The 12269-nt window shown below is 41.9% G+C and carries 10 protein-coding genes; 3 read left to right on the plus strand and 7 right to left on the minus strand.

The window, feature by feature from the left end:
- Positions 1-48: 48 nt before the first annotated feature.
- The gene (tamL, locus tag KDU71_RS01245) at positions 49-2367 is read right to left on the minus strand and encodes a translocation and assembly module lipoprotein TamL (protein ID WP_212188071.1); all 2319 of its coding nucleotides are present in this window, start codon (positions 2365-2367) and stop codon (positions 49-51) included.
- A gap of 136 nt (positions 2368-2503) precedes the next feature.
- On the opposite strand from tamL, the gene KDU71_RS01250 reads away from it, so the two are divergent.
- A complete protein-coding gene (locus tag KDU71_RS01250) occupies positions 2504-3271 on the plus strand; it encodes a TrmH family RNA methyltransferase (protein WP_212188072.1) in 768 nt (255 codons plus the stop codon).
- A 2-nt stretch (positions 3272-3273) separates the two neighbouring features.
- On the opposite strand, the gene KDU71_RS01255 is transcribed toward KDU71_RS01250, so the two are convergent.
- From KDU71_RS01255 to purL, 5 genes are all read right to left on the minus strand, one after another.
- Positions 3274-4848: an NAD(P)/FAD-dependent oxidoreductase gene (locus KDU71_RS01255; protein ID WP_212188073.1), complete on the minus strand. Its 1575-nt coding sequence runs from the start codon at positions 4846-4848 to the stop codon at positions 3274-3276.
- A gap of 69 nt (positions 4849-4917) precedes the next feature.
- Entirely contained in the window at positions 4918-5637 is a 720-nt protein-coding gene (gene porT / locus KDU71_RS01260; protein WP_212188074.1) for a type IX secretion/gliding motility protein PorT/SprT, read from the minus strand.
- Between the two features lie 44 nt (positions 5638-5681).
- Positions 5682-6410, minus strand: a complete 729-nt coding sequence (gene ubiE / locus KDU71_RS01265; protein ID WP_212188075.1) for a bifunctional demethylmenaquinone methyltransferase/2-methoxy-6-polyprenyl-1,4-benzoquinol methylase UbiE — start codon at positions 6408-6410, stop codon at positions 5682-5684.
- A 100-nt stretch (positions 6411-6510) separates the two neighbouring features.
- The gene (locus KDU71_RS01270) at positions 6511-7023 is read right to left on the minus strand and encodes a TlpA family protein disulfide reductase (protein WP_212188076.1); all 513 of its coding nucleotides are present in this window, start codon (positions 7021-7023) and stop codon (positions 6511-6513) included.
- A 99-nt stretch (positions 7024-7122) separates the two neighbouring features.
- Entirely contained in the window at positions 7123-9348 is a 2226-nt protein-coding gene (gene purL / locus KDU71_RS01275) for a phosphoribosylformylglycinamidine synthase subunit PurL (RefSeq protein WP_212188077.1), read from the minus strand.
- A 211-nt stretch (positions 9349-9559) separates the two neighbouring features.
- On the opposite strand from purL, the gene KDU71_RS01280 reads away from it, so the two are divergent.
- Together KDU71_RS01280 and KDU71_RS01285 are read left to right on the plus strand one after the other, a co-directional pair.
- Complete coding sequence (locus KDU71_RS01280; protein WP_212188078.1) at positions 9560-10318, plus strand: SDR family oxidoreductase; 759 nt, start codon at positions 9560-9562, stop codon at positions 10316-10318.
- Positions 10319-11392, plus strand: coding sequence for an Ldh family oxidoreductase (locus tag KDU71_RS01285; RefSeq protein ID WP_212188079.1), 1074 nt, complete (start codon positions 10319-10321; stop codon positions 11390-11392).
- A gap of 53 nt (positions 11393-11445) precedes the next feature.
- Here the strand turns inward: KDU71_RS01285 and KDU71_RS01290 are convergent, their stop codons facing one another.
- Positions 11446-12186, minus strand: a complete 741-nt coding sequence (locus KDU71_RS01290) for an NADPH-dependent oxidoreductase (protein ID WP_212188080.1) — start codon at positions 12184-12186, stop codon at positions 11446-11448.
- Positions 12187-12269: the final 83 nt, after the last annotated feature.

Consider the following 12269-nt stretch of genomic DNA (forward strand, 5'->3'; position numbering starts at 1 on the left):
GTCTCTTTTGGAGTTTTAAAAGAAGTTTAACGATTGTTTACATCTCATTTAGAACGGATATCCAATGGCGAAATTAAAAGCCAAATCATTCCAGTTTATGGCTTTTCGTCCCAGAATCCAACGCTGGCCTTCCGGTAATATCGGATCCCTCGCCTTAACACCCATATCGAGGCGAAACACAAAGTAATTAAAGTCTAACCTGGCACCTGTTCCAACTCCTACAGCTATTTGCTTATAGAATTTATCAAACTTAAATAAGCCCATTGCATCAATTTCTTCATGGCCCGAGTTACGAATCGTCCAGATATTACCCACATCCACAAAAAATGCGCCTTCGAGTAACCAAAACAATTTAAAGCGATATTCAGCATTTGCTTCCAGCTTTATGTCGGCGGTTTGATTGTAATAGTTAAGCTGTGTTTCTTCATAGGAACCGGGTCCCAATCCCCGTACCGGCCATGCCCTGATACTGTTGGCACCGCCAGAAAAGTATCGTTTTTCGAAAGGAAGCACCGTCAGGTTGCCGTATGGATAACCGGCCCCAACAAACAAACGATAAGCAAAGGAATTAGCTCGGTTAACATTCATGTGATAGCGCCAGTCAATATCGGCCTTAATATATTGCGCATACCGAATGCCCAGTACCTCATTATAATCCTCCCCATTGCGACTTGAAAACAATGAAGCAACGCCGTCAATTATATTTCCAGCCGACTGAATATTTGCTTGCAGGAAGTGATAGTTTTTATTACCGGCGATTGATTGTTCATTATAAGTAAACGTATAGGAAGTACTGCTTATAAGGTGGTCTTCATAACTATACCGCAAGAAAGTACTATCAATATTGCTTTTGAAGTCGGGGTGTATATATGGCACATTAATTACACTAAAATCAATTGGCGCCAGGTAATGACTCACGAGTGGTGATGACTTCCAGGCATAACCAAATCGCCCATTGGCAATGGTTCTTGTATAATCCGGGCGTCGCTGATAGTTGTATGATAATGTAAAGTTGGTGCGTGGATTAAAACGCCTCCGGAAATTATCGACCTTAAATGGCACCATAAATTTCGGCAAAGTCAGTGTGGCATCCCCCCCATACTCGAGGGTCTGGAATGTGCTCTTATCTTTAGCTATCTGATTTTCGCCGGCCACCCTAAAACGCATATCAAACACCTCGCCTCCACGAAGGAAGTTTTTATGCTTATAGCGGAAACTACCTGCGGCACCCAGGTTTCCTGATGAGTTAGTCCCTTCCAAATCAACTGTGTAACTTTGCATTTTAGATGAAGACAACTGAATAATGCACTCCAGCATACCATTTCCATCACTGTCACTTTCTCCTTCAACTATCTTAAAGCGAATATTAACAAAGCGGAATAGCTGTAATTCAGACAATAGCAGTTGGGTTTTCTCTACCAATTGCTGGTTATAATAATCACCCGGAAATATATAGTTTGAGTTAACCAATACATCAGCCCTAAACTCGAGATTATCCGCATACAATATTTTACATTCTCCATATTCCAGACTATCGAACTGATTCATATAATCGGCACCTTTCCTAACAGCCTTTTGAGGATCGTAGCCCACCATGAAATAAACGTCTTTGATTTTGTACTTCCGGTGACTGATAATGGAGTCGGCTTTCCCTGACTCCTGAATGCGATCCTTAACGATTATCAAGGAATCGTTGACACGATAATTTCCAAGAGCACTGTCCGCCAAAAAATAAACATACTCCTTTCGAAAACCATAATATCCTTCATTACGCATATTCTGAGTTATGCGTTTCCGCTCTTCATCATGCAAATCAGCATCAAACGGCGCTCCACTCTTCAAAACCGTTTTAGCTGTATCAGCATATACATACTTTCGGATAGAATCGTCATCAATACGGTAAGACAGCTTGTTAATACTATAACGTTCCCCTGCATTTATTGTGTACCTGACCTTTGCTTTCTTATTATTATAAAACAAAACAGTATCGCTCACCTGAGCATTATAATAGCCTTTGTTTTTTAAAAATAAGCTGATTTGCTCATTCGACTTTTCCTTAAGCAGCTCATCATACAGCACAGGCTCCTCGCCAATGCGCCGCAACCACTGATTAAATCCTTTGCTATTATCGCGACCGGACAAGTTATACAAGCCCATATGGAAACGCCAGAAACCAAGTATCTTAACGTTTTCTTTCTGACGGATGTAGTACTTAATTTCTTCGTTGGAAATATCCTTTGCCTGATTATCGACCTCTACCTTATTGAGCAGGTATTCACCCTCAGGGACGTATTTTGTGGATCGGCATCCAAACAGTCCGACTAATATCAACAATCCAACAACTAGTAATACATGATGCCCCTTCATTAGTTCAAATACTCCTCTGTGGTAATGGTGGTTTGGCTATGAGTTATCTTATTTTGCCATAAAGATATTTAATTCGCTTGATATGCTATAACTTTGCGCCCTATAAACACAATTCTAATTTAAACATCATTGGGATATGCTCAGTAAAAACAAGCAAAAGTTCATTTTGTCATTAAGCAGAAAGAAGACAAGAGAACAAAATGGCATGTTTGTAGCAGAAGGAACAAAGCTGGTCACAGATTTACTTCAATCATCATGTAACCCCAAAACCCTAATAGCCACTGATGATTGGCTCAATAACAATCAGGCAGTTACTGGTAAGGTTGATGAACTTATTTCAGCCACAACAGAGGAGCTAAAAAAGGTGTCAACCCTAAAAAGCCCGCCCAGTGTAATAGGTATATTTGAGCAAAAGCAAATTAAGTATAGTATTAATTCGCTAAGCAATCAGTTGTGTTTATTGCTTGATGAAGTGCAGGACCCAGGTAATCTAGGCACCATTGTCAGACTGGCCGATTGGTTTGGCATTGAACATGTGTTTTGCTCACTCAACTGTGCTGATATTTATAATCCCAAAACGATACAATCAACCATGGGGGCAATCAGCCGTGTAAACCTGCACTATGTTGACCCCATCAAATTTCTTACTGCCTATAAAGCTTTGAAGTTACCTGTATATGGAACTTTTCTGGACGGTACAAACATCTATAAACAAACACTAAGCAACCAGGGACTAATTGTTATGGGCAACGAAGGCAAAGGCATAAGCAAGGAGGTTGAAAACTTTGTAGACCAACGTCTTTTTATTCCTTCTTTCCCGGCAGATATACCAACATCAGAGTCGCTAAACGTATCTGTTGCGACAGCTATTACTTGTGCCGAATTTCGTCGACAAGCTAAATAGCCTTAATCTATACTCTTGCCAGTCACAAATTCCCAGGCTTTCTCTGCACACTTTTCACCATCAATGGCCGATGAAGCAATACCGCCTGCATATCCGGCTCCTTCACCACATGGATACAAACCAGCTATCTGCACATGCTGAAAGGACATCCTGTCACGGGGGATTCTAACTGGTGACGACGTACGACTTTCTACACCAACAACAAGGGCCTCGTTGGTTACAAAACCACGAGCTCGTCTGTCAAAATACTCAAATCCTTTACGCAGACGTTGCCCAATGTTCTCTGGCAACCAAAAATGCAGAGGTGAAGCAACCAGACCAGGCACATATGAACACTCTGGTAAGTCAAAAGACAACTGGCCATCCACAAAATCAGCCAGGCTCTGTGCCGGAGCAACAACACCCTGACCTCCATTAACAAATGCCAAACGCTCCAGTTCCTTCTGATATTCCAGACCGCCCAATACACCTTTATTCTGATATTCCCCAATATCATCAGGTCGAATTTCAACAACCATGCCCGAATTGGCCCAGGGTGAGTTACGCTTCGAAGGCGACATGCCATTCACCACCATCTCATCAGCATCCGTCATAGCCGGTACAATAAAACCTCCCGGGCACATACAAAAAGAATACACACCGCGCTCTTCTATCTGGCACGACAAACTATAGCTGGCTGCAGGTAAATAGTCTCCCCTGCCTTTGGGTGAATGATACTGTATTTGATCGATTAAATCCTGTGGATGCTCAACCCGCACGCCCATGGCCCAGGTTTTGGCTTCGAGCAAAACATTGCTTTCATCTAGCATATAATAGATATCCCTAGCCGAATGGCCCGTTGCCAATATAACAGCATCCCCGGTGATCTTATCACCAGATTGTGTTTCAACGCCGGTTATTTTCTGGCCATCTAACAGCACGTTAGTCACTTTCGTATCAAAATGCACCTCTCCTCCAGCATCAATAATAGACTGACGCATGGCTTTTATCACTTCCGGCAACTTATCTGTACCAATATGCGGATGAGCATCAATCAGTATATCACCACTGGCCCCGTGAAAATGGAATACTTCAAGCACCTTTCTGAAATCGCCACGCTTGGTACTCCTTGTATACAGCTTACCATCAGAGAATGTGCCGGCACCACCTTCTCCAAAAGCATAGTTTGATTCAGTATTAACAGATTCATTCCGATTAAGCAAGGCTAAATCCTTCTTGCGCTCATTGACGCCTTTACCTCGCTCAAGGACAATTGGTTTTAACCCTAATTCAACCAGACGTAAAGCAGCAAAATATCCACCCGGACCAGCACCAACCACAACCACTTCCGGCTTATTACTCACATCAGGATACTCAAATACAACTGGTTTTTCCTTGGGCGGCTTCGCGTTGGCATAAGCCTCAATATGCAGCTGCACCAACACAATCTTCTGACGTGCATCAATTGAACGCTTCACAACTCTAAAAGCAGATAATTTATCAGGTGACACCTTCATCTTTTTTGCAACCAATGACTTAATTAACTTATCATCAGCCGCATCTTTAGGAGAGAGTCGTAATACAATTTCGCGCTTCATGCTATACCAAATATTAAAGGTTCACCCCGGAATGGAATGAATCAAATCAAAACGCAAAAGTAATTGAATTTATTCAAAATAGAAGGTCAGGCAAAAAATACGCGATTTCAGCTTATCCAGTGCCTTAGTGTATGGTTCATCTCCTGGCTCTCCGGTTCCATCCGGGTTAAGAATATTGGCCAGTCCAATAGATGCTTTTGCTTCTACAGACAAGCGAAAGTAAGTTAAATAAAAGTCGAAGCCTGCACCAAACTCCACATAGCCATCCAAAGATGTTAACAACAATCTGTCCTGCCGATTTTTAGCCAAATCGTAACGTGTATTAAAACCTCCCACCAGGTAAGGCTTGGCATTGTGCATCCGGAAGGCATTGTACTTTAACAACAGCGGAAACTCCAGAAAAGTGGATTTAATCTTAATAGGTTCCTTTTGTTCGATGAAATTACCTTCCCTATCATAGACATTATAAGTGAGGTTACGTTGTCCGAAACTAATGCCCGGCAGAAAGCGCAGATTCAAATCCCTGGTCAGCTTATAGCTTGAAACAATTCCAATATTCAATCCAGGTGTCAACGTTAACACATCGCCATACATCATATTCCCCTGTTCATCTATAGCTTTTCCGGTATTATACACCCTGAAGTCCATGGTATTTATCCCAATCAGAAACCCAAAGTGCAAGGGGCGTTCATCAAACGAGCGCAGGTTAGGTATTCTGCTATTCTTACCCTGACCAGAAGCGGCACATACCTGTACTAATACAATTATTAAGAGAACCAGTTTTTTCAATGGATGCGAATTGAATTTACTTTATAAACTTAGAATTATGGTTTTTATTGCGCTCTCTTTTCTGATAAATAGATGGTAGCAATGCCCATGGTTTGTTTGTAACGTTTTAGCGGTGTCATACCCGCCTTCTTTAGTTCTGCATCAAATTGCTCGCCATCAGGGAAGCTTAACACCGATTCGGGCAAATAAGTATAAGCCGCCTTATCTTTGGAAATCACTCCACCCAACCACGGCAGAATATAACGGAAATAAAACAAATACAACTGCTTAAATGGGAAATAGGCGGGCTTAGAAAATTCTAAAACAACCATTTTACCACCAACTTTTAAGGTGCGGGCCATATCTGTCAATCCCTTATTCAGATTCTCAAAATTACGCACACCAAAAGCCACCATCACGGCATCAAAATGGTTATCCTCAAATGGCAGATTTTCAGAGTCGCCTTCCTGCACGCTTATATGCTCCTGCAAATTGCGTCGGGCAATCTTTTCCCTAGCTACTTTAAGCATTTCTGTTGAGATATCTACCCCCACAACCTTACATCCTAGTCTGCGATTAGCTTCCAGAGCCAAATCTCCGGTACCGGTAGCCACATCCAACACTAAAGGCTGCTCAATATCCTTTAGCAGGTTGATGGCCTTTTTACGCCAGATTTTATCAATTCCCAGCGATAAAAAATGATTCAAAAAGTCATACTTGGGCGCAATATTATTAAACATGCCCGCCACCTGAGTTTTCTTTGATCCTTCGGATGTATATGGTTTAACCGTCATTTGATTCTTGATTTTCGTCAAAAGTATAAAAAAGGAAGAATTTATCGGATAAAAAAAGAGGATGTTGCCTGTCAACACCCTCTATATTTTATTCAGTTCACTACAAATGTGTTTTGAGAACACTTATCATGTGGTCAAACTCTGTTGGACTATACCCCTTTGAGGCATATACAATTTTACCCGCTTTATTAATGATGTAGTTACGCGGAATTGATTGTGTAGCAAATTTGCCAAATACCTCACGATTCACATCCGGACAAAATGGCAAGTCAAAACCTTTATCTTTGGCAAACTTCGCCAAATCCTCGCTGGTATGTTCCCGACCAACAACCAAAAGCACAAAATCTTCATTGTCTTTATATACTTCCCACACTTTCTCTTCCAACACAGGTAATTCTTTCAAACAAGGCGGACACCAGGTGGCAAAAAAGTTAATCAACACCACTTTTCCTTTTAAAGACTCACTGTTTACTTCTCCATTAGGAGTTAATAGCTTAAAAGCCGGGGCTACCTCGCCGACGTTAACTTTATCCGCTTCCTCGGAACTGGCCCAAGCCACAAATACACCTGCTGTTAGGATCAACATAACAGCTGATAATAATCTTAATTTCATGAATTTAGTATTGTTTGTAGTTCACATGAAATTCATACCTGACAATAAAGCTTTAAAGCTAATATCAGTGATTCATTTCATAGATTTAATTGTGTTTGCTTACTCTCCTTCAACCCAAATTTCGAGTTTTTGTTCGAAGGCTTCTTTTAATTCGCTAATATACCCATACGACTCGTCATCGATTCGCACCTCGCCCTTGGTAACATGACCAAGAATAGAGAATGGAACATCCGTCTCCATCATAAAGTCTACAAAATCATCCTGCTTTTCAGGAGCAACTGAAACAACTACCCGACTCTGCGACTCACCAAATAAAAAGGCCTCCTTACGAATCTCAGCATCTGAGGTGATATCAAATCCAAACTCCATAGGTATGGCTGATTCCAGCAAACTAAAGAACAGTCCGCCATTGGAAACATCATGCACTGAGCGTACCAAACCCTTTTTAATCATCTGCATCACAGCAGCCTGTAATTCCTTTTCCTCTTCGGCATCATAATATGGTGCGGCGGATTTTTTAATGTTCAATATGCTACTGGCGTATTCAGATGAATTAACGTCATTACGTGATTGCCCTACCAGAAAAATCATATCACCCTTATGCTTAAACGAAAGTGTACTATGGTGCTTCTTGTTTTCCATAACGCCAATCATCCCAATAACAGGGGTTGGTGTTATTGGTTTTAGATGGCCATCTTCGGAGCGTTGATTATAAAAACTCACATTTCCACTCACCACAGGTACATTAAAATCCTTACAAGCTTTTGTTATTCCTTTAACCGACTCAACAAAGGTGCCATACACTTTGGGATCATGGGGATTACCAAAATTCAGACAATCAGATAAAGCAAGTGGTTGTCCGCCAGCACACACAATATTACGAGCGGCTTCAGCAACTGCTATTTGTGCACCAATAAACGCATCGGACTTCATATACCTTGAGTTACAATCCATTGTAGCCGCTAAGGCTTTATCAGACCCCTCAACATTAATAAAGGCAGCATCCGACGGATAGTCGCCATTATCACCTCCGTCGCCATCTAAATTATTGAACTTATCGGTCAGCCAGCTTTTGGATGTCACGTTCAGGTTAGACAGCATCTTTTGTACCACATCCGGATAATGATCCGGTTCGTCATAGATATCCAGATTGATACCGGGGGCTTTATCTTTAATGTCAATAAAATCTCGCTCATAAACAGGTGATTCATCTCCAAGCATTGCTATGTTAACAGGCAACTCAGCTACAATTTCTTCCCCAGAAGAACACACAACCTTGTCACCATCAGTTACCTTTCCGATTACGGCCATAGCCACTTCCAACGACTCCACAACATCCTTAACACGCACCAATTCTTCAGCTGGCACACAAATCAACACTCTTCCCCATGTTTGGGAAAGCAGAACATCTTTGATATTTAAACCAGCCTGCCTTTGAGGAATCTTTTCTACAGCAATCTCAGCTCCTGCGTTTCCACGAGCTGCCATTTCAACAGCTGCCCCAACAATACCCTGTGTGCCAATTGGCTGTACACCAATCAACTTCACCTGTTGATTTAATTGCTGAATCGCTTCAAACAATTCCTTTTCAATGGATGCATCCATCATTTGTTCGATGGAAACAGGTGGCGAATCTATTTCAGCCAGTATATCCGTTTCAAACACATCGCGCTCAACACCATCTTTACCTGTACGAGCACCAACAATCAGCAGAAGGCTACCTTTTCCTTCTGCCTTTCCATATATAATATTGTCTTTAGGCACTATCCCAATTGCCATATTATTCACGATAGGCGTTGTGTTATACCCCCTTGAAAAAAAAGTTTCACCTCCAAGAATAGGCACACCAAAGCCCCTTTCGAACTCACAAATTCCATCAGCCACTTCTTCAAACAGCCAACGGGCCGTATCACGTTTTCCATCACCAAAACGCAGTGAACTAAGAAATGCAGCAGGCTTAGCCCCCATTGAAACCACATCCCGCATAACTACCCGTAGGCCTGTAAAAGCACCTAAACGTGGTTGAATAGCACACGGGCTATTGTGAGATTCCACCTTAAAAACACAGGCATTACCATCTCCCAAATCAACTACTCCCGCATTATCATCACCAGCCTCCACCAGTATATTCTCACCTTTAGTTGGCAGCGTTTTCAACCATTTGATTGAATTCTTATAACTGGCATGCTCCGACCAGAGCCTGGAAAACAATTCCAGTTCAAGGGCATTAGGATGACGATTTAACAGACTTTTTATCTTCTCAAACTCAACTGAAGTCAGGTCCAACTTCTCAGCTTCTTCTAATGACGGTATGTTCGCACTCATGGTTCAGCATTTTTGAATTGTTCTTTTTAGCAGAAACAATTTAAATTACATTTGTAATGGGTTTTGGCTAGTATCTAATACATGTTGAAAGTATAAAAAATAACAGAAATACCAAACGGATAACTGCAATTAAAAGACGGGAATTAGAAACATCGCCGGCATCTATTCGAAGGTCAATCAGATTAAATCAATGCTAATTAAAGATATCACAATGAAAAAAATTGCAATGGTTACCGGTGCAACTTCCGGGATTGGAAAAGCAACTGCAAAAAAATTAGCCCAATCGGGTTACAACCTAATAATTACAGGCCGAAGAAATGACAGGCTTCAGGAGTTGAAAGACAACCTTAAAAACCATGCTACTGAAGTTGAAACTCTGTGTTTTGATATTCGGGAAACGATTGCCATTGAAAATGCGATTAAGCAGCTACCTGCCGAATGGACCAACATTGATGTCTTGGTCAATAATGCCGGGTTGGCAGCAGGTGCCGATCCAATATACAACGGTTTATGGAGCGATTGGGAGCAAATGATTGACACCAATATTAAAGGACTTCTTTACTTATCAAAGCTGATCATCCCTAAGATGATGGAGCGCAAACAAGGCCACATCATCAACGTTTCATCCATTGCGGGGAAAGAAACCTATGCCAATGGCAATGTTTATTGCGCTACCAAACATGCTGTTGAAGCTATTACCAAAGGCATGCGCATTGATTTACTCCCTTATAACATCAAGGTATCTTCGGTATCTCCAGGCATGGTTGAAACAGAATTTTCCATTGTACGATACCATGGTGATAAAGCAAAAGCTGACAATGTGTACAAATGCCTTACACCGCTTTTCGCTGATGACATTGCCGATGCCATTGAGTTCATGGTAACACGCCCGCCACATGTAAACATTAACGACATACTTATTATGCCAACAGCGCAGGCCAGTGCAGTTTATAATCACAGAGAAGAGTAAATGAAGTATCCTGCCCAAAAGGTTAAAGCATTTATTGAGGCAAGTTTTTTAGCGGCCGGAAGCAGCACTGAACATGCATTACTGGCTTCACAAGCGCTTCTGGCAGCTGACTTAAGAGGTGTTGATTCTCATGGTATCGCCAGGCTTTCTGGCTACATTCGGCTTTGGCAGCAACAACGCCTAAACATGCAGCCAAATATGAATATAGTGCATGAAACACCCAGCACTGCCGTACTAGACGGCGATAAGGGAGCCGGCCTGGTGGTTGCACAAAAAGCAATGGACATAGCTATAGAGAAAGCCAGAGTAGCAGGTAGTGGCTGGGTAGCTGTAAAAAACTCCAACCACTTTGGTATAGCCGGTTACCATGCTATGAAGGCACTTAATCATGATATGATTGGCATCAGTATGACGAATGCCAGTGCCCTGGTTGCACCAACCTTTTCTATAGATCGCATGCTGGGCACTAACCCAATAGCGGTAGCAATACCAGCCAACAATGAACCGCCTTTTGTAATGGATATGGCTACCACACCGGCCGCCAACGGCAAGTTGGAAGTGTGTGAGCGGCTAAATAAAAATATTCCTCAAGGCTGGGCACAAACAAAAGAAGGCGCTACAACTACTGATAACAGAGCTCTTAAAAGCGGTGGGGCCATGCTCCCCCTGGGCTCAGACCGCGAACATGGGTCACACAAAGGCTATTGCCTGGGTGCCTGGGTTGATATTTTTTCGGCAGTTCTTTCTGGAGCGAACTATGGGCCGTGGGTTCCACCATTTGTTTCTTTTTTATCGCCACCACCCAATCCGGTAGGCGATGGCATCGGGCATTTCATCGGCGCGCTTCGCATTGATGCTTTTCGTCCGGCTGATGAATTTAAACAACACATGGATAACTGGATTAAGGCCTTTAGAAAAGCCCGGCCCATCAAAGGTCAACCGAAAGTACAGATTCCAGGAGATCAGGAGAGAACCATTGAAAAAGAGCGTTTGACCACTGGCATTCCAATACATTCATCAGTTATGGAGGAATTAGATAAGCTCAGTCAGACATTAAACATCAAGCCTTTGTAAACAAGAAAGTGAGCACCTGGCTCACTTTCGAATTACTTATTCAAATTGTATTTCTACATAAATCCTTGTTTACTAAGTACTTCAAGTAATACTTTACTAAAATGCTCGTTATCAGCTTTTTTGTAGCGAACATCAGTAAACACCTGCGCCAATGTATCTTTATCATTTTCAGCTACAAAAGCCTTATTCTCCTCCAGATTTTCCTTAGTCTTATACAACTCATCTATTTGCTCCGAAGTATAGTTTTTATAAGTCTCGAAATGAATGACTCCTGACAGAGGTAAGCGATCAACCTGCTTAGGATCTTCATCAGGATAACCCAAAGTTACTGTTGTTATGGGTACCACGCCCTTGGGCAATTCTAAAACGTCAATAATTTTATCGGCCAGATAAGTGGTTGTTCCCAGGTAACAAATACCCAAACCTTTTGCCTCGGCAGCCACACACACATTTTGAGCTACTAAAAGGGCATCAATTGCGGCAGTCACAAATGATAAGAAATTATCGTAGCCTGGTTCTGCATTTCGTTGACGGCACCACAGGTTAAACCGATTAAAGTCGGCACAGAAAGTCAAAGTAACCGGCGCCTGTTTAACCATGGGTTGATTAAAATGGCAAGGTGCCAGCTTTTCTTTCATGGCAGCATCTTGCGTTACCACAACACTGTACACTTGCATATTACCGGTTGTTGAAGCTCTTACACCTGCCTCTAGAATCTCGTTAAGCAACTCCTCACTTATCGGTTTATCGGTATATTTACGAATGGTCCTGTGGTTTTTTAGAATATCTATCATTACAACGAATTTTATTTTTTGAAAATCAAATGTAGAAAAATAAAAGGCATAATTAGATGATATTGATCTCAACTCGCCTCCAA

It is taken from the genome of Carboxylicivirga sediminis, from assembly GCF_018156225.1.
GTDB lineage: Bacteria > Bacteroidota > Bacteroidia > Bacteroidales > Marinilabiliaceae > Carboxylicivirga > Carboxylicivirga sediminis.

Bases quoted from the DNA above. Each gene is read 5' to 3' on its own strand.
- ubiE (WP_212188075.1), bottom strand. From the start codon at position 6,410: ATGACGGTTAAACCATATACATCCGAAGGATCAAAGAAAACTCAGGTG.
- KDU71_RS01285 (WP_212188079.1), top strand. From the start codon at position 10,319: ATGAAGTATCCTGCCCAAAAGGTTAAAGCATTTATTGAGGCAAGTTTT.
- KDU71_RS01280 (WP_212188078.1), top strand. From the start codon at position 9,560: ATGAAAAAAATTGCAATGGTTACCGGTGCAACTTCCGGGATTGGAAAA.
- KDU71_RS01250 (WP_212188072.1), top strand. From the start codon at position 2,504: ATGCTCAGTAAAAACAAGCAAAAGTTCATTTTGTCATTAAGCAGAAAG.
- KDU71_RS01290 (WP_212188080.1), bottom strand. From the start codon at position 12,186: ATGATAGATATTCTAAAAAACCACAGGACCATTCGTAAATATACCGAT.
- purL (WP_212188077.1), bottom strand. From the start codon at position 9,348: ATGAGTGCGAACATACCGTCATTAGAAGAAGCTGAGAAGTTGGACCTG.
- KDU71_RS01270 (WP_212188076.1), bottom strand. From the start codon at position 7,023: ATGAAATTAAGATTATTATCAGCTGTTATGTTGATCCTAACAGCAGGT.
- tamL (WP_212188071.1), bottom strand. From the start codon at position 2,367: ATGAAGGGGCATCATGTATTACTAGTTGTTGGATTGTTGATATTAGTC.
- KDU71_RS01255 (WP_212188073.1), bottom strand. From the start codon at position 4,848: ATGAAGCGCGAAATTGTATTACGACTCTCTCCTAAAGATGCGGCTGAT.